General features: G+C 64.3%; 13 protein-coding genes and 1 pseudogene. 6 read left to right on the plus strand and 8 right to left on the minus strand.

Going from position 1 to position 18,578, the window contains the following annotated elements; translation table 11 throughout:
• The first annotated feature begins 158 nt into the window (after positions 1–158).
• A complete protein-coding gene (locus tag GEV06_17180; GenBank protein ID MPZ19631.1) occupies positions 159–1,793 on the plus strand; it encodes an alpha-N-arabinofuranosidase in 1,635 nt (544 codons plus the stop codon).
• An 83-nt stretch (positions 1,794–1,876) separates the two neighbouring features.
• Positions 1,877–3,715, plus strand: coding sequence for a peptidase M14 (locus tag GEV06_17185; protein ID MPZ19632.1), 1,839 nt, complete (start codon positions 1,877–1,879; stop codon positions 3,713–3,715).
• Between the two features lie 37 nt (positions 3,716–3,752).
• On the opposite strand, the gene psd is transcribed toward GEV06_17185, so the two are convergent.
• Entirely contained in the window at positions 3,753–4,532 is a 780-nt protein-coding gene (psd, locus tag GEV06_17190) for a phosphatidylserine decarboxylase (GenBank protein MPZ19633.1), read from the minus strand.
• A gap of 113 nt (positions 4,533–4,645) precedes the next feature.
• Between psd and GEV06_17195 the strand changes: the two genes are divergently transcribed.
• Entirely contained in the window at positions 4,646–6,400 is a 1,755-nt protein-coding gene (locus tag GEV06_17195) for an aminotransferase class III-fold pyridoxal phosphate-dependent enzyme (protein MPZ19634.1), read from the plus strand.
• On the opposite strand, the gene GEV06_17200 is transcribed toward GEV06_17195, so the two are convergent.
• The gene (locus GEV06_17200; GenBank protein MPZ19635.1) at positions 6,300–6,905 is read right to left on the minus strand and encodes a hypothetical protein; all 606 of its coding nucleotides are present in this window, start codon (positions 6,903–6,905) and stop codon (positions 6,300–6,302) included. The genes GEV06_17195 and GEV06_17200 overlap by 101 nt on opposite strands.
• Positions 6,902–7,597: a methyltransferase domain-containing protein gene (locus GEV06_17205; GenBank protein ID MPZ19636.1), complete on the minus strand. Its 696-nt coding sequence runs from the start codon at positions 7,595–7,597 to the stop codon at positions 6,902–6,904. Before GEV06_17205 ends, GEV06_17200 begins: the two co-directional genes overlap by 4 nt.
• A 298-nt stretch (positions 7,598–7,895) precedes the next feature.
• Here GEV06_17205 and GEV06_17210 point away from each other — a divergent pair, with 298 nt between their 5' ends.
• Complete coding sequence (locus GEV06_17210; GenBank protein MPZ19637.1) at positions 7,896–8,780, plus strand: hypothetical protein; 885 nt, start codon at positions 7,896–7,898, stop codon at positions 8,778–8,780.
• Between the two features lie 58 nt (positions 8,781–8,838).
• On the opposite strand, the gene GEV06_17215 is transcribed toward GEV06_17210, so the two are convergent.
• Positions 8,839–9,534, minus strand: coding sequence for a DNA alkylation repair protein (locus GEV06_17215; GenBank protein ID MPZ19638.1), 696 nt, complete (start codon positions 9,532–9,534; stop codon positions 8,839–8,841).
• Between the two features lie 229 nt (positions 9,535–9,763).
• Between GEV06_17215 and GEV06_17220 the strand changes: the two genes are divergently transcribed.
• Positions 9,764–10,102, plus strand: a complete 339-nt coding sequence (locus tag GEV06_17220) for a DUF433 domain-containing protein (protein ID MPZ19639.1) — start codon at positions 9,764–9,766, stop codon at positions 10,100–10,102.
• A gap of 255 nt (positions 10,103–10,357) precedes the next feature.
• On the opposite strand, the gene GEV06_17225 is transcribed toward GEV06_17220, so the two are convergent.
• The 4 genes and pseudogenes from GEV06_17225 to GEV06_17240 all read right to left on the minus strand — a co-directional run bounded on the left by GEV06_17225 (position 10,358) and on the right by GEV06_17240 (position 15,351).
• A complete protein-coding gene (locus tag GEV06_17225; protein MPZ19640.1) occupies positions 10,358–13,027 on the minus strand; it encodes a hypothetical protein in 2,670 nt (889 codons plus the stop codon).
• A 51-nt stretch (positions 13,028–13,078) separates the two neighbouring features.
• Complete coding sequence (locus GEV06_17230) at positions 13,079–13,507, minus strand: DUF4143 domain-containing protein (GenBank protein MPZ19641.1); 429 nt, start codon at positions 13,505–13,507, stop codon at positions 13,079–13,081.
• A gap of 434 nt (positions 13,508–13,941) precedes the next feature.
• Positions 13,942–14,586 (minus strand): annotated as a pseudogene (locus GEV06_17235) (dihydrofolate reductase).
• 123 nt (positions 14,587–14,709) lie between these two features.
• The gene (locus GEV06_17240) at positions 14,710–15,351 is read right to left on the minus strand and encodes an HAD-IB family hydrolase (protein MPZ19642.1); all 642 of its coding nucleotides are present in this window, start codon (positions 15,349–15,351) and stop codon (positions 14,710–14,712) included.
• A 382-nt stretch (positions 15,352–15,733) separates the two neighbouring features.
• Between GEV06_17240 and GEV06_17245 the strand changes: the two genes are divergently transcribed.
• Positions 15,734–18,223: an FtsX-like permease family protein gene (locus tag GEV06_17245; protein MPZ19643.1), complete on the plus strand. Its 2,490-nt coding sequence runs from the start codon at positions 15,734–15,736 to the stop codon at positions 18,221–18,223.
• The last annotated feature ends 355 nt before the right edge of the window (positions 18,224–18,578 follow it).

Consider the following 18,578-nt stretch of genomic DNA (forward strand, 5'->3'; position numbering starts at 1 on the left):
GACCGTCGCTCTCGTGATGATCGGGTAGTTGCTCGCGGTAACACACCAGGGGCCGGTGGTCCAAGAGTGGACTGCCATATCGATTTGCGCGTGGGCACTCATCGCGTTTACCGTAGAGCGTGATCGTTCACATTCCGCAGGGAGTTGCCATGACGTACATGACGAGCCGACGAAGCTTTCTCGGCCAGCTGGCATCGTCGAGCGCTGCGCTGGCTGCAGGATCCTGGCTGAGCGGGATTGGGTACGCGCAAGGGCGAGGCCCCGCCCGGACGGTCATCAACCGCGCCCGCACTCGTGCGGAGCTCGATCGCCGGCTGTTGGGCGCCTTCCTGGAACATCTGGGACGGGCCATCTATACGGGCGTCTACGAGCCAGACTCGCCACTGGCCGACAAGAACGGCTTTCGCAGCGACGTGATCACCGAGGTCCGCGAGCTCGGCGTGCCGATCATGCGCTATCCGGGCGGCAATTTCGTCTCCGGGTACAACTGGCTCGACGGCGTCGGTCCGAAAGACCAGCGTCCCACGGTCCTGGAACGGGCCTGGAACTCGCTCGAGACCAATCAATTCGGCACCAACGAGTTCATCGAGTGGTGCCGGCTCGTCGACACCGAGCCCCTACTGGCATTCAACCTCGGCACCGGCACTCCGGAGAAGGCGGTCGCGTACGTCGAATACTGCAACCTCGACAAGGGCACGAAGTGGAGCGACCTTCGCCGCCAGCATGGCTACCAGCAACCGCACAATGTCCGGTATTGGTGTTTGGGTAACGAGATGGACGGGCCGTGGCAAATGGGCCACATGCCCGCGCGGGAATACGGGCGCAAGGCGCGCGACACCGCCCGCCAGCTTCGTGTCCTCGATGACACGCTCACGCTCATCGCGTGCGGCTCGAGCAACACGATACTGCCCACCTATCTCGTCTGGGACCGTGAAGTGCTCGAGGAATGTTACGACCAGGTGGACGCGATCTCGCTCCACAACTACTACGGCAACACGCCCGAGCTGACCGGCGAAGATACGTCGCGCTATCTTGCCATGAACCTGGACATGGAGGGTCAGATCCATGAGATTGCAGCGGTCTGCGACTATGTCCAGGGTGTCCTCAAGTCGCCGAAGCGGTTGTGGCTGTCGTTCGACGAGTGGAACGTGTGGTACAGGGCGCGCGGCGGCCGGTTCGCGAACGGCCAACGGGAGTTCGCCCCGCGTCTCTTGGAAGAGCCGTACAACCTGGAAGATGCGCTGCTCGTCGGCGGCTTCTTGAACACGCTGCTTCGCGAGTCTGAACGCGTGCGGGTTGGCTGCCTGGCCCAGATCGTCAACGTGATCGCGCCGTTGGTCACCAACGAAAAGGGTGTGCTGCGTCAGACCATTTACTACCCGTACGCCTGGGCGCTCCAATACGCCCGCGGCCAGGTGCTCGATCTCTTGGTCGAGTCCGAGACGTACCCGATTCGCGCAGAGGGGTTGCGACCCGACTTTGCCCGCGACGATCAAGTGCCCTACGCCGATGTCACCGTCACCGTCGATGCAAGCCGTAACGAGGCATGTGTGCTGGTGCTCAATCGCGACCTCGACTCCGAGCGGGAATTGATGCTCGACTGGCGCGATCCAACGCCGACGCGTGTGCTCGCCAGCCAGACGTTGACCGGGGCCGACCTGAAAGCCGTCAACACCTTCGAGCAGCCGACGCGTGTGACGCCGCAGCAGATCGATGCACCGCAACCTGCCGCGAAGATGACGCTCAAGCTTCCACCACGTTCATATAGCGTGTTTCATTTGTCGACGGCTTGACCCCCCGCCGTCTGTAGCGCGCGGCCTCGAGCGGGGTCGAATTCGTTTCAGGGCCCGGCCAAGAACCACTAAAGAGATACCGTATGCAAAGCCGGCTGGCAGCATGCTCACTTTCACGTGTTTTTGTCGCTGTTGTGCTTGTGGTCGCGGCCGCCGGGCGCGCGCCGTTGCACCCTCCCCTGGTCGCGCACGGACAGGCGGCAGCTTCTGCCGCGTCCTCCGATGCGCTGGTGACCGTGGCTGAACGCTCTGGCTACCAAAGAACCGGGCGCTACGATGAGGTGGTCACATTGTGCGCCGCGTTCCAGAAGGCCTTCCCGGAGCACGTACGTTGCACGGAGTTTGGCCGAACACCGGAAGGGAGGCCAATGCTTGCACTGCTTGCCTCCACTGTCGGTGCGCTGACGGTAGACGCTGCACGTGCACGTGGCCTGCCTGTTCTGCTGGTGCAGGGCGGCATTCACGCCGGCGAGATCGACGGGAAGGATGCCGGCTTCCGAGCCTTGCGCGAGCTGTTGCAAGGCCGCGCTGCCAAGGGTGCGCTCGATCATCTGGTCTTGGTCTTCGTCCCCGTGTTCAACGTCGATGGACACGAGCGCTTCGGCCGCTGGAACCGTCCGAACCAACGCGGCCCGGAGGAAATGGGCTGGCGGACGACGGCGCAGAACCTGAACCTGAATCGCGACTACGCCGTGGCGGACGCACCCGAGATGCATGCGATGCTGCGGCTGCTCGACGCCTGGGACCCGATTGTCACCGCTGACTTGCACGTCACCGACGGCGCGCAGTTCGAGCACGACGTGTCGATCACGCTCGAGCCGCTCTACTCCGGCGATCCGGCGCTGCGCAAGACAGGACGCACCATCCGCGACACCCTCCTCTCCAAGCTCACCGCGCAAGGCTCGCTTCCCTTGCCCTTCTACCCGGCATTCCTGACGCCAGACGACCCGGCGTCTGGTATCGCCGACGCGGTCATGCCACCCCGCTTCTCGAACGGATACTTCCCACTTCGCAATCGGTTCGGCATCCTCGTCGAGACACATTCGTGGAAGGACTATCCGACCCGCGTCGGTGTGACCTACAACACGGTCATCGCGCTGCTGGAGCTTGCTGCCGAGCAGGGCGCGTCCTGGCGCGATCTCGCGGCCGAGGCCGACACCCGTGCCGCCGAACTCGGCGGCGTGAGTGTGCCGTTGGCCTACGACGCAACCGACAAGACACGCCTCGTCGAGTTCCGCGGCTATGCGTACACGCGTACTCAATCGGAGATCTCCGGCGCGCTGATGACTCGCTACGATGAGAGCAAGCCACAGATCTGGAAGGTCCCGCTGCGTGACGATGTTCAGCCAAGCCTGACCATCAACGCCCCCGCCGGCGGATACATCGTCCCCGCAGCACACGCTGGCTGGATGAGCGAGAAGCTCGAGCTGCATGGCATCGAGCTCAGGACAATGCGCGAGCGACTACCGCAGGCGCGCGTGGAGACCTTTCGCGCCGCGAAGGCCAGCTTTGCACCCGAGCCGTTCGAGGGTCATCAGCGCCTCACCCTGGAGGGGCAGTGGAAGCAGGAGACGCGCGATGTGCCAGCCGGCTCGCTGTTCGTCCCGATCGCGCAAGCAAAGGCGCGTCTGGTGATGGCGCTGCTCGAGCCGCAAGCGCCAGACTCCTTTGCGGCCTGGGGAGAGCTCAACAGCGCGTTCGAGCGGACAGAGTACATGGAGGACTACGTGGCGGAGGAGGTCGCGCGGGACATGCTGAAGACCGATCCGGCGCTGAAGGCGGAGTTCGAGCGCAGGCTCGCGGACGATCCCGACTTCGCCAAGGACCCGGCGGCGCGTCTCCAGTTCTTCTACCGTCGCCACAGCTCGTGGGATGAGCGCTACAACCTGTATCCGGTGATGCGTACGGCAGCGGTGCCCTGATCCGGCGCCGACGTTACACAAACGTCAGGCGCCGGCGTTACCGTGGTTCTCGTCGTAGTAACGGCTGTCCCATGCGGATGGAGCCCCCTTCGCGGATGTGGTCGCAAATCGTGACATCGCCGCTCGCCAAGACGATGATCGTCGAGCCATGGTGGAAGTAGCCGAGCTCTTCTCCCTTCTCGAACGACGCCCGACAGGGGATCCGGTTGGGGCCCCCGTACTTCACATCGAGCCGCACGTCGAGGACGTGCAGCTGAATGCTTGCCACCAGGATCGCAGCGATGGGGACCAGCGTGAGTGGCTCCCGGGACAGACGAAGGCGCGTCCGCAGGATCGCACGCTCGTTCTTGCAGTAGAGCCGCTCTATGCGGCGGAGCGCGATGGGATTCACGTTCCACGTATCACCTGCGACATAGATCACCTCGTCCACGTCGCAATCGCCCGGTGCGTGGAAGCGATGGTACATGTTCGATCGAAGTCGCAGCGTGACGTAGACGCCATCGCGGTGGAGCTCGGCGAGCGCGGGATCTACCAGCAGCTCGTCGAGCGTGTACGTCAGCCCCTTCGCTTGAATCAGCTCGGTCCCTTCGACGCGCCCCGATGCGACGACAATCGCATCACAAGGGCTGACGAGCACCTCGGGCCTGGAATCGATCGGCCGGGCTCCCTCCTTGAGCTCTCGCACGAAGCAGTCGTGCAGACTGCTGAAGCGGCTCTTCTTCGCTTCGTGCAAGTTGAGGTCGCCGCCGAAACGCTGCCAGACCACCATCGACGCGCGGCAGAGCAGCGGATGCTCGATCCGGCTGAACCAGCCCATGAACCTCGTCGCCAGCCGACGCGGAATCCGGTTGGTCAGGAGGAAGTTGATCCGGTCGTGCTGAGCGATCCGCTCGATCACCGATGGAGCGTGTCTCACTGGGAGGATGTCGAATGGTGACGACGGCTGTCGTACTGGGGGCCGCGCTCGTTGCCCTGGTCATTCCTCGCGCCCGCGCCCGCCTGCGGCTCTCGCGGGCGAAGCATCCCTCTCCGTCTGGCCACGCGCGCATCGCGAAGCGCCTGGCGACGCTCGTTCCCTTCTATACGTTCGACGCAGGCCGGTTCTTCCAGTCCGACGGTGCGCCGCCGCACGTCGCGGAACGCCGCCGTGCGGGCTTCATGCGGCTCGCCGAGCTGCTGCGCGAGCGGGCGCCAGAGACCATCCGTGTCACGGAAGCGATCGAGCCTGGTATCTCCGACCTCCAGTTCACCGGGCTCTATCGCGTTCCTTTCCAGTACAGCCACTTCGTCCGTCAGCATCTGAAGGTCGGCGCGCTCGCCCAGGAATCGAACGGGGTTCTCGTCAAGGATCTCGATGGCAACCTTGCCTACGATGTCGCCGGCTCGTACGGCGTGAACGTCTTCGGCTACGACTTCTACAAGGAGTGCATCGACAACGGCATCGATCGCGTGAGGGCGCTGGGCCCGCTGCTCGGGACGTATCACCCGGTCATCGAGGAGAACAGTCGGCGCCTCCGGGCCATCTCCGGGCTGGACGAGGTGTCCTTTCACATGTCCGGTACCGAGGCGGTGATGCAGGCGGTGCGCCTTGCCCGCTATCACACCCAACGCAGCCACCTGGTTCAGTTTTGCGGGGCGTATCACGGATGGTGGGACGGCGTGCAGCCGGGCGTCGGCAACCCGCGTGCGGTCCACGACGTGTACGTGCTGAAGGAGATGGACGAAGCGACGCTGCGAGTGCTCGAGAGCCGGCGCGACATCGCCTGCGTGTTGGTGAACCCCCTGCAGGCGCTGCATCCGAACCGGAGCGCGCCAGGCGACGGGGCGCTGATAGGGAGCGCCGCCTCCCCCACTGTCGATCGGACGACGTATTCCGTGTGGCTGCGGCAACTGCGAGAGATCTGCACCGCGCGCGGCATCGTTTTGATCGTAGACGAGGTCTTCCTCGGATTCCGCCTGGCCTACGGTGGTGCGCAGGAGTACTTCGGCGTGCGGGCCGATATGGTGACCTACGGCAAGACGGTCGGCGGAGGGCTTCCAATTGGTGTGCTCTGCGGGCAACGACGGCTGATGAAGCGGTTTCGCGACGACCGCCCGGCCGACGTCTGCTTCGCGCGCGGCACGTTCAACGCGCATCCCTACGTGATGGGCGCGATGAACGAGTTCCTGCGGCGAGTCGACACGCCGGCAGTGCGCGAGTCCTACGCTCGCGCAGACGAGGTATGGAACAGCCGTGCTGCGGCGCTGAACCAGGCGCTCGCCAGCCGACAACTGCCGGTGCAGGTGGCGAACCTCTGCTCGGTCTGGACCGTTCACTACACCGTGCCTTCGCGCTACAACTGGATGTTCCAGTATTACTTGCGGGCCCACGGTCTCGCCCTCAGTTGGGTGGGCAGCGGGCGCCTGATCTTCAGCCACAACTACTCGGATACGGACTTCGCAGCAGTGGCCGAGCGGTTCCTGGCCGCCGCGTCGGCAATGCAACAAGACGGCTGGTGGCATACCGATGGCCTTACCGACGCGGCGCTCAAGAGACGGGTGCTCTGGGAGATGCTCGCCACGCGAGTCCCGTGGCTGGATCCGCTCACGCCGTCCGATGCGGAACGATTGGATCGACCAGCTCGCCCCGTAGCACGTGCAGCGGAGCCTTGTGATACAGCTCCAGGTCGTGAAACGGGTCTGTGAGGATCTTCGTGAACCACACAATCCCCGTCTGGACGTCCCTGAGGAAGAACAGCTGGACGCTTCGGCCGACCAGGGCTGCGCCAGCCAACGTGAGCCAGAGGATCGAGACATTGTCCGCGAAGGCGCGCCAGTTGGTGTGCGCCTCGAACAGGCCGAGGAGCGTCGGGTCGAGCAGGAGCAGCAGCGGACAGCACATCCAGATCGTCAGCAGGACGACCTTCCGGCGCAGGTTGTAGCCGACCTTGATCTCCTCCTTGTACTCGTGCGTGGCTTGATTCGCCTCATCGTAGTCTCTCGGCTCGAAGAAGAAGTGCCCGATCTGTCGCACGGGCATGGCCACCAGCCACGCGAGCAGCACGGCAACCGTCGGCTCCAGGAAGATGAACACGTACGCGCCGATGAAGCTCAGCGCGCTGAAGAAATGTAGCGACTGGTTGATCCGGCTGTGATGGTAGTAGCGATGATCGTCCCAGCGCTGCTTCGCGAGGGCCTCGAGAAACGTCATGGTCGATGGTCTCCGGGTTGGCATTTACGGCACACGACGACCGATGAGACGCGCAGGTTGACATGGTCGACCGAGAGCGCGGTCAACCCAGCGTCCCGCAGGAAGGCGTCGAGCTCTAGGTTCCAGTTCACGCCGGTCGCACGGGTCGCCACACCGCCGGCGAGGCGTGTGGTCACCCCGGTACTCCCGTCAGCGGGTGCGAAGTGGTTGAGTAAGACGAGGCGCCCGCCTGGCCGGCAGACGCGTAGCATCTCGCGCGCGACGAGAAGCGGATCCGGTACCACGTTGATGACATAGGGCGCGTAGACGGCGTCGAATCGCGCGTCGGGAAAGGCGAGCTGGGTTCCGTCCATCCGGCAGAGCGCGACGTGGCCCACCCGGCGGCGTGCGAGACGGGCGCGGGCACGCGCCAGCATGGGCGCCGAGAGATCGATGGCCACGACCTGGCAGCCGGAGGGGTAGCCCACCGCGCTGAGGCCGGTGCCGACGCCGATTTCCAGGATCCGTTCGCCCGCACGGGGGGAGAGCCGAGCCATTGCGCGCCGACGGCCATGCTGCAACCCGACGCCGTAGAGGAGGTCGTAAACAGGCGCCAGTCGCTTGTAGACGGCCTCCACGGGCGGCACGGTTGAGCCGTGGCGCCAGGGGCCATCCGGTGAAGCCCGCCTCCTGATCCGCAGTCTGCCCTGCAGTGCCCCTCCAGCGACCGCGCGTGATCGTGAATCGACGGCGCGACGGTTGTGACATTATCAAACGGCCGTGTAACAGCTGCTTGGCGACAATGCGAACTTCGTACAACGGATCTCACACGAGAGTGAATGCCGCGATACCGGCACGACGTACAGCGCCGCATGTGCCGCGCCGCGAAGCGCATGAAACAGGCAATTGACCGCTGACCGCCTTCTGACTACATTTCGAAGGGAATCATGCGGCGCCCCAACCACGAATAGTGAGCGGCCGTGATGACCAGCCGGCTCACGGGAACGCGACATGGCCGCCTTCAACATTCGTGCCCACGACGCCAATCGCAAGCGGCTCGATGACCGCATCGACGTGCTCGTGCGGGATCTAACCTCTGGGCAGATCGTTGCGAACGAGCGCGACAAGAAGGGCACGTCGACGGTCAAGATCGACGGCCTGACGCCGCGGCGGGTCTACAGTGTGCAGCTGTTTCCCCTTCGACATCGGCCAGTTGGCGCTGTGCAGCAGGCGCCGCACGAGCCGCGCCCAGCCAATGTGCACCTCTTCTGCCCAGTGCATCCTGGCAGGGTGATCGAGGTCACCTTTCCGAGCTATGGCGCGCTGCTGCACGAGCTCAGCGACGTGCTCGACAGGAGCGTGCTCGAAGCCGGCGGTCCGAGCGCTGGGGTCGGTAGCTCGAAGGGGCAGGGACTGTACGACGGTCTGGAGCCTATCCCGAAGGCAGGGCTCCTAAACGTGTTCACGAAGATGAGTAATACCGTCACCGGCGGGCGGGCGATGTGGAGCTTCGTGACCGACGTATACCGCGTCCGCGGCGACCGAATCTTTGCGAACGTGACAAAGGACTTTCGCGACCACGTGAAGTCTGCCGTCTCGGCCGGCGACTTCTCACCCGTCAGCGACAAGCTGCACACGCCACCGCCCGGCTTTGCCTCTGCCGGCTCCTTCAAGCACGAGCGCTTTCCGGCAGGCGTCCTGCAATTGACGTTCTTCTCGTCGGTGAACGACCTCAAGTTCAAGCTCGATGCCGATATCGACGATGCCGGCGGGCTGGGTCACGTGTTTCAGGTGCTACGACACTGGCGTACGGACAGCGAGACGAGCCCGTACGACATTCACCAGATCTTGACCTTTCATCAACTGCTCGATCCGGGCTACCAGCTTGTGACGTGATGACGCGGGCCCCACCACTAGCCGCGTCCCTCACTTGTCCCGCCTTGTGACATAGACACTAGATGTTCTTCAGCGCTTCCCGGACCGACAACGGCGAGAGCGTTGCTCTGTGCCGCTCGACGTACGAGCGTACCCATTCCGGGTCTGTCTTGGCATGCTCCCGAAGCGCCCATCCGATGCCCTTGCGGATGAAGAAACCCTTCTCGGCCAGGTTGGGCCGAATGCAATCTTTCAGGAGCTTTGTGTCGGTGGCCACCACGGCCTTGATCTGGGAGATGATCGCGGTTCGGCGGCGCCAGATATCCTGGTCATGGGCCCACCGCAGCAGAATCGGCCGCACCTGCTCTGGATGGGTCAGCAGGATCGGCCCGACTCGACGGATCGCGACCTCGTCCACCAGGTCCCACCAGGCGCCAGTGACGATGAGATGGTCGTACAGTGGGAGCGTGTCGACATCCTGCCATCGGCGGTAGGGGCGGTGGCCGCTCAGCTCGATCGCCACAGATCGTTCTTCGCGGTGCCGCGCCTGGTCGAACAGCGCCCGAACGGTTGCCTCCCAGACGTTCCGGTTATCGATCGGGTATTCAGCGAGCAGCTGCCGGCAGATCGCACGCACACCCGGCATCTGCACGCCGTGGTAAGGCATGGCCGATTTCATGTAGGCCTGCATCGGCGCTGCCTTGTCCGGGTCCGCGGCCTGGGCGAGTCGCTCGCGAACGTCCGCGATCAATGCTCGATTCGGCTTGCTGTGCATCTGTGGTTCCACGTTCGTGGCGTGCGGCTATCGCCGGGGCATGGCTGATACGGCCAACCGTTTTGGGCTGGATGCTCCACAGACTGGTCGTTTGATTCGGAGGTCGTATCGGTCACCTGGTCGCCTTCAATCGCCATCCCGAGTCGCGATACGGGTCGGCGCCCTGGATGACCATAGAGTCGGTAGAATAGAGCCTAGACAACGGTGGGGTGGAGCCACACCTATTCCAATGGCCGAACGCACTCCTATTGAGACAATCGAAAAAGCCCTTTCAGAGCTGAGCCCAGGCGAGAAGGCACTCGTGCTGCAGAGAGTCGCTGCCGAGCTGGGTGGCGCGATGCCCGGCATCGACACGGACCCGACGGTCTGCGGAGGCGAGCCATGTATCGCTCGCACGAGGATCCCCGTTTGGCTACTCGTGCAAGCTCGACGCCTCGGCGCGTCTGAAGCTGACCTGCTCGAGGCGTATCCGGCACTTCGCGCTCAGGACCTGGCCAACGCGTGGGCTTATGCCCAGCTCCATCCGACGGAGGTCGACAACATGATTGCTGCGCACGAAGCAGCCTGACGTGGCGCACTTCTACGCAAACGAGAACGTGCCGGAGCAGGTCGCAGTTGAGCTGCGTCGTTTGGGTCATGACGTTGTGACCATGCGGGAGAGCGGCCATGCCGGGCGAGCCGTTCCCGACATCGAGGTCCTCGATTTCGCCACTGGGAACGGACGTGCTGTTGTGACCCTCAATCGACGCCATTTCATTCGCCTTCACTCAGAACGGTCTACCCATGCGGGTACAGGAGCGTCCTGGCGCCGGTCGTCGAGCCCTTACTCTGTGGATCTCCTCGCTGCTGTCGCCGGGGGCGCTGCAGCGGTCTGAAGGATCTGCGCCATCCCCGTGAAGAGCGCAGCAAGCGTCGAGGCGGTTTCAGGGGGCGCCTCGATGACGAGGCCGCCACGGGTGGTTCGCTGGACCGTCAAGCCTGCAAAGAGTCGCTGGAGGTCTATGGCTGACTCCGCCGGTACCGCCTCCGGCCCGGTCGGACCCGCTGCGTCACCGGACTCTTCTCCAGCCGCAAAGCTCGCATCGACCTCGCTTTCCCTGGTATCGTCCTCGGATTCGGTCGCCGCAGCCGCAGCCTGGGTTCCTGCGGACTCGAGCGCCGGCCCGACGACACGTTCGAGCCGGGAGAGGAAGCTTCCGGAACGTTCGAATGTCACCTCGTCGGTCGCACCGTCGAATAACCCGGTGAAGAACGCTTTCTTGGACCCGACCACCTCCGCGATCCGTGACTCGATGCCGGGTTCGCTGACCAGGTTGTAGACGTCGATCGGGCGACGCTGACCCAGGCGGTAGATTCTGCCGATTCGTTGCTCGAGGACCGCCGGATTCCAAGGCAGCTCGATGTTGATGCAGGCACTCGCTGCCCGCTGGAGATTGAGGCCAACTCCGCCGGCATCGGTCGCGAAGAGCACACGGCACGCGGGGTCGTCGTGGAAGTCCACGAGATTCTGGGTCCGGCGCTTCTGGCCCTCTGCTCCCGTGAAGAACGCCGCCCGGACGCCCGCGCGCGACAGCTCGTCGCGCGTCGTCCAGTCCGCAAGCCGGAGCATCCGCCGCCACTGGCTGAACACCACGACCTTCCGTTCCTGCGAGACGGCGAGTTGCCCGATTAGCTCGCGGAGCTCCACGAGCTTCGGGCTCGCCAGTCCCCGCAGCGTCGATTCCGTGGGCCGCGCAATCCGCGAGAGGTCGGGCCAGATCTGCTCGAAACGGAGCTGCGCCAGGCCGTTGCCGATGATCCGCTGTGTGGTGAGCAACATCATCAGGCGCAAGAACTCGGCCTGCGTGAGCGGTCGCCGTTTCGCGCGGCTCATGAGCTGTGCGATCGGCAGGTTGAGCGCATCGTGCTCGTCCATCTGCTCCGCGGTCATCTCGACGGGCACTCGCGTGTCGGTCCGCGCAGGCAGCTGCGACAACACTTCATGGCGGCCGCGTCGGATCATGCAGCCGGCGAGACGTGCCCGCAGCGTGTCGAGGTTCCTGGCGCCGCCGATCTCGGCCTTCCCATCCACGGACGTCGTGTGCCACGGTACCAAACGCCACTTCGGCTCCAGCGCCATGTCGTCGACCCATTCGACGATCGACGCGAGCTCGTCGAGCCGGTTCTCCATCGGCGTGCCCGTGAGGACGAGGCGATACCGCGGATCCAGGCGCTTCACGGTGAGCGCGGTCTTCGTCGCCCAGTTCTTGATCCGCTGCGCCTCGTCCACCACGACGATGTCCGGATTCCAGTCGCGAACAATATCGAGATCCCTGATGAGCTGTTCGTAATTCGCCACGAGGAACCCGCGGCGGCATGTCTCGAACATGGCACGACGCTGGCCGGGTGTTCCTTCGACGATCTCGGCGGGCGCGTTCGTAAAGAGCCGCCATTCGCGAATCCACTGCGGTTTGAGGGCGGCCGGAACCAACAGGAGGCCACGGCGAACGCGGCCAGTGCTCCAGAGGGTGTGGCACGCGGCAATCGCTTGCGCGGTCTTGCCGAGCCCCATGTCATCGGCGAGCAGCAGCCTGCCCCGCACGAGAAACGACTCGACCGCTTCACGCTGATAGGGATAGAGCCGCTGCTTGAGGCTCCCCAGCGCTTCGCGCAGGCGCTCGATGGCGCGCGTGGCTTGGATCTCGCCCGCGAGTCGCCGACGGTCTGCCTGGAGCAACATGTGTAAGGCCGGCTCGTCGTCGCCGTCTCTGAGCGCGCTGAGCAGTCGACCCACCAGCGCCAACCGCTGCGCGGGTGCTTCGGGCGTCTTCACGGTCCAGGCATCCCCGTCCGTTGGATGCAGCCACTGTCGCAGATCGCGGGCGGGTGTGCCGTCCACCCAATGAACGCGCGCCAGCCAGTCGCCGGGACCCGTCAACGGGCGGACCGGATCCCAGCGCAGCAGTCCGGCGTTGGAGGTCGGCGTGCGCGCGACGTGCAGTCCGCGGCGCTTCGCGGCCACCTTCTCCAAGACCGCGAGGAGATGCTTGCAAAGGCCGAGCGAGCTCCGCAGGAAGTCCGCGCAATCGCAGCTGCCGTCGATGGGCTCGATCCCACGGAGGAGCGTGCGGTAGGGCTGTGCACGCGACTCACGGCGTCGCGTCGCGTAAAGTCCCACGAGCCGACCCCGCGGCGGTCGCGCAACAATCTGGACGTCGGCAGTGCGGGCGGAGGCAAGCCGGCGAAGGACAGCCTCGAGCGCGTCGCGCTGGACCGGCCAGTCCGCGTCACGGGTGACCGACAGGATGTGGCGAACGATCATCTCCGATGGCAGGGCGCCGGTCCGCCGGTGGGCGCGTGCGAGCAGCGTCGCATACGCCTCGCTCTGGGTACTTGCTATCACCTGTGGCTCAACCGAGATCCGCTGCATGTTATCCCTCCGTGCGCTCGCGGATGCGCGACGGGTAGGATACGGAAGAAAGCGAACGGACGCCAACCCGTCGAGGGATGACATTCTGAAGGCCGCGTGAGCACGCAGTCCCGGTCAGCGCCGGGCGCGTCATCATCACGGGCCCAACGACGCCACCGATGTCACGATGACGCCATCGGGCCGGACGTAGGTTGGGCTGTCCGCAACGACAACAACCAGGGCACCACACAGCGCGTTCGTCTCCTCCGAGAGCTTGCGCCGAAGGGCGAGCAGGTTGTGCGCTCCTTCGTCGACACGGCTGTGGCCGAGTTTGGTCTCGATCCCAATCCAGCGGCCATCGGCGGCCTCGACGATGGCGTCGACCTCGAGCCCTTTGTTGTCCCGGTAGAACCGAACGGTGGATCGGCGGGCTTGTGCGTACACACGCAGGTCGTGGACGACCTGCGACTCGAAGAGGAAGCCAGCCAGCTCGATCTCCGGCCCGAGCAGGCGCCGGAGTGTAGCAGCAATGGCGGCTACCGCGAGCGAGGGGTCGGCGAGATGACGCTTGGGCGTTGCGGCCAAGCGATGATTGCTCTGCCTAAACTAATCGTACCCTATTTGATATATGAGTCGTACTACAAATAGCTTAGGAATCGTACCTTCTATAAAAATTGGATCGTACCATCATTCACTTCGTCCGCTCACTAAAACCCTTGAGAACCCAAAAGTTGACGCATTGAGTCAGTCTTCTGGGCTCGCAAGTGAGCGTCGCCCCTCGACTCGCTGTCGCTCGCTCGGGGCGCCCTGAGCGTAGTCGAAGGGCGGGGGGCGCGGCCGCAGGCCGCGGTCCGCAAGAACTCGATTGAAAGACCGGGGCGGGCGTCGAAGAACCTCATTGACGATTGGGCGGTACGGCAGACAGGCGCCCTTATCGATTGATCGCTCGAAGCGGTCGACCGACTGCTCTCCGCCGTGCTAACCGGCGTACGAAGAAGCGCCGCGATCTTCGCTGCCGCTCAGCGCCTTGCGAACTTGAGGTGCGTCACCTTTGGCGTGGCGACCGTTCGCATCAGATCGAGCCCATGTAGATCGTCGCCAACGCCGTCGAACAGGCGCTCACCGCTGCCGAGGAGCGTCGGCACGACGTGGATTTCCATTTCATCGACGAGGCCGGCCGCCAGATACTGCTGGGCAGCCTTTGCTCCGCCGGCCAGCGACACCCCCCTACCGTCGGCGGCTTGCCGCGCCCGTTCGAGCGCCGCCTCGATGCCGTCAGTGATGAACGTGAAGGTCGTCCCGCCTTCGAGCTCGAGCGGTTCGCGAGCGTGATTGGTGAGCACGAACACCGGGTGATGGAACGGCGGGTTCGCTCCCTACCAGCCGTTCCAGGGCTTATTGGTATCCCAGGGACCGGGGTGTCCGCCAAACATGTTGCGTCCCATGACCGTCGCGCCGATATCAGCAAGCGACTCCTCGACAACCTGCGTACTTTCGTTGACCTCTCCGCCTTCGAGCCCGTGCGACGCGCGCCAGGTCGCGAGCGGAACTACCCATTGATGTAAACGCATACCACCGATCCCGAGCGGATTGTCAACGCTCTGGCTGGGACCGGCCACAAAGCCATCCAACGACATCGAAATCCTGAGGCGCAGCTTGGACACGTTCTACCTCGCTTGAAAAGCTCTCCCGTACCAGACACCAGCTCACAGGTGCGTTCAGGGACTTTACCATGACGCTCTGAGGTGGTTGCGAACACTGCCGGTTCAGTCCGACCTCCGAAACCATCACACGCCGCCGTCGCCTCTACGCGTAGCTCGGCTGACGGCCGGCACTTCGCGGACCTCCTCCCAACGGAAGTATCTTCTATCCGCTATCTCGAGCATTTGACGATCCTCTTCCGTATCGCCGTAAGCGTGGACCATCACATAGTCGGCCAGCGCGTAACGTTCCCGAATTCGTCTCGCCTTCTCTTCCCCGCAGCAGTCACCACGCAGGTATCGTCCCGTGAGGCGTCCGTCCCGCGCCTCGAGCTGCGTGCAGATCACATCCAGACCGAGCGCTCGGCACCATGGTCCAAGGTAGACGTCGAGCGAAGCCGAGACGATAACGATCCGATCCCCTCGGGCCCTGTGCCATGCAATTCGCTCGTGTGCTACCGGGCGGATCAGACCGGGCAAGACTTCCGTGGCGTACCGCTCTCCCAATCGGCGCAGGCGGTCCGGGTCTTCTCCCCAGAACCCGACCCTCGACATGGCCTTTCTGATGGCCCGTTCCGACACCAATCTCCATTGGTACCCAACGATCTTCGGAGCGAGCATGATGGCGCCGACGAGCTTTCGTCGTGGACGCACCGCGAGACGCACGAAACCGGGATATGTGCCCTTGGTCGTGATGGTGCCGTCGAAGTCGAAAAGCGCCAGGTCCATGCGACATCCCTCGCGGTCGGCAGCCGTTACTGACTGCTGAGCCTAACCCAAACACTGGCCTCCCATCCTCTTGCTTACCGAGACGGCCGGTGCTAATCTTGGCTCGGTAACCGAGATAACTATGTTATGCATCTCACACGTTGTGACGCTGAAGGAGGCCTGACCGATGCGACTGGAGCGCTGGTTCTACACGGTGCCGCTCCGGCTGCGTGCCCTGTTTCGCCGCCGACAACTCGATCACGAGCTGAACGAGGAGTTGCAGGATCACATCGAGCGGCAGATTGACGAGCACGTCGCGAAAGGGCTGACGCTCGAACAGGCACGCACCGTCGTTTTGCGTCGCTTTGGCGGCCTCGAGCGACGCAAGGAGGAGTGCCGCGACATGCGACGCCTGAACCTCGTTGAAGACCTATGGAAGGACGTCGGGCATGCCGTGCGCGTGCTGCGCCGGAGTCCGGGCTTCACAGCCGTCGCCGTCTTGACGCTCGCCCTCGGGATCGGCGCGAACACCGCCATTTTCAGCGTGGTGTACGGCGTGTTGCTGAAGCCACTTTCGCTTCATCAGCCGGACCGCCTGCTCGCCGTGTGGCTCCGGGCTCCAGGGCTCAACATACCCCTGCTCGAACAGGGTCCTGCCACGTACTTTACCTATCGTGAGACCGGTCGGGTCTTCGAGGATATCGCGTTATGGGACGCCACACAGGTCTCGGTTACCGAACGCGGCGAGCCGGAGCGCGCACAGGCCTTACGAGTCACGGACGGCCTGCTGCCGCTGCTGCGCGTGCAGCCGCTGCTCGGCCGGACTTTCACGAAGGAGGATGATGCCCCTGGCAGCCCACTGCGGGTGATCTTGATGCACGGGTATTGGCAGCGCAGGTTCGGCGGCGCCCCAGACGCGGTCGGGCAGTCACTGAACGTTGATGGTCAGCCTCATGAGGTGATCGGTGTCCTGCCACGATCGTTTACGTTCCCGCGCACGGCTGCTGCCGTGTTGTTGCCATTCCAACTCAATCGAGCCGAGGTGGTCGTGGGAACGGACTTCAGCTATCAGGCGATCGCACGGCTGAAGCCTCGCGTCACCCTCGAACAGGCCAACGCGGACGTGGCGCGCATGATCCCGCTGATGTTCGATCGGTTTCCGTTGCCGCCCGGAGCCACGCGCAAGATGTTCGACGAGGTGCGGCTGGGTCCGAATGTGCACCCACTTTCCGCGGACGTGATCGGCGACGCCGACCGCGTGCTGTGGATTCTCTTTGGTACGGTGGGCCTGGTGCTCCTCATTGCGTGTGCGAACGTGGCCAATCTCTTCCTCGTGCGAACAGAGGGACGCCAGCAGGAGCTCGCAATCCGTGCCGCGCTCGGAGCCAGTCGCGGCCGCATGGCCCGAGAGCTGCTGTCGGAGAGTGTGGGATTGGCGCTCGCGGGCGGAGCAGTCGGCGTGGCGCTCGCCTTCGCCGGCACCGGCCTTCTCGCGTGGATGGCACCACCAACCTTGCGGCGGATCGACGAGATCGCCATCGATCCGGTGGTATTGCTGTTCACGCTGGCCCTCTCGGTGCTGACGGGCCTCGTGTTCGGCCTCATTCCGGTCATGAGATTCTGGACGCCGAACGTCGCGGCGCTCAAGGAAGGTGGCCGGTCGGCGAGCGACGCACCCTGGCGGCATCGGGCGCGCAACGTGCTCGTGGTGTCAGAGGTCGCGCTGGCCGTCGTGCTGCTGGTTGTGTCCGGGTTGATGATTCGGACGTTCGTGGCCTTGCGACAGGTCGATCCGGGTTTCGTGCGGCCCGAGGAGGTGCAGACGTTCCGCGTCTCGATTCCCGAGGCGCTTGTCGAGGATCCGCAACAAGCCGTCCGCACATACGAGCAGATCGCCCAGCGCCTCGAGCAAGTGCCTGGTGTCATCTCGGTCGGCCTCTCGTCCTCCGTGACGATGGACGGCATCAGGCGTAACGGTTCGCTTTTCGTCGAGGACTTCTCCGAAGCAAGCAGAGGGCCGACTCCGCTTCGCCGCGACAAGCGGATCGCGCCTGGCTACTTCGAGACGATGGGCAACCCGGTGCTCGTCGGCCGGGCGATCACGTGGGCTGATAGCGACCAGGCCAGACCCGTCGCGATCGTCTCCGAGAGTCTGGCGCGCGAGTATTGGCACGACCCTGCCGAAGCCATCGGCAAGCGGATCAGGGAGGGCCTCGAGGGCCCGTGGCGGGAAATCATCGGCGTGGTCGGAAACGAACGCGACGATGGCCTCAACCAGCCAGCGCCGGCCATCGTGTATTGGCCGATGCTGATGAGGGAGTTTGAGAACAGCCCGATTTCCATGGCGCGCAACGTGGCGTATGTGGTTCGGTCGGACCGCATGGGCTCCCCGAGCTTTCTGCGCGAGCTCCAGCAAGCAGTCTGGTCAGTCAATCCAAACCTGCCGCTCGCCAATGTGCGGACCCTTGAGGAGATTCGCGCGAACTCGATGGCCCAGACCTCGTTCACGCTGGTCATGCTGGCGATCGCTGCGGGGGTTGCGCTACTGCTCGGCATCGTGGGGATCTATGGCGTGGTTGCGTACATTGCGGCGCAGCGGACCCGCGAGATTGGCATCCGCATGGCGCTCGGCGCGCAGACGGGTGATGTGCGCCGGCTGTTTCTTCGACACGGCTTCGTGTTAACACTGGCCGGCATCGTACTCGGCATCGGCGCCGCTATGCTGCTCACGCGTGTCATGTCGTCGTTGTTGTTTGGCGTTGGCCCGACGGATCCCTTGACCTACGTCGTGGTCACGGTGAGTCTCACGAGCGTTGCCCTGTTGGCGACGTATCTTCCCGCCCGCCGCGCGTCGCGCATCGACCCCATCATCGCCTTACGGTCGGAAATCTAGGCCCGACCTTCTCTTTGGCCCCCGCCCCAGGACGGCCGAAACGCACACGTCTGCGTCAATAAGGATGCCCGGGCCGCTGACGACGTCAGTCGCGTGCTGGCCGACTGGCGGGTGGCAGGTATTGCCTCGCTCGTGGCGTTCAAGCGGGGCAGGGCTATTGGGAAAAGTGTCCACTCACAGGAGAGGTCTCCCATGAGCGATCTGTTTCGGGACGTCCGGTTCGCCTGTCGGACGCTCTCGCGGTCGCCGTGGTTTGCGCTGCTTGCCGTCCTGACCTTGTCGCTAGGGATCGGAGCGACGACAGCGCTCTTCAGCCTCGTCGACGCGGCGTTGCTACGGGCGCTCCCCTATAAGG

It is taken from the genome of Luteitalea sp. (genome assembly GCA_009377605.1).
Classification (GTDB): Bacteria; Acidobacteriota; Vicinamibacteria; order Vicinamibacterales; family Vicinamibacteraceae; genus WHTT01.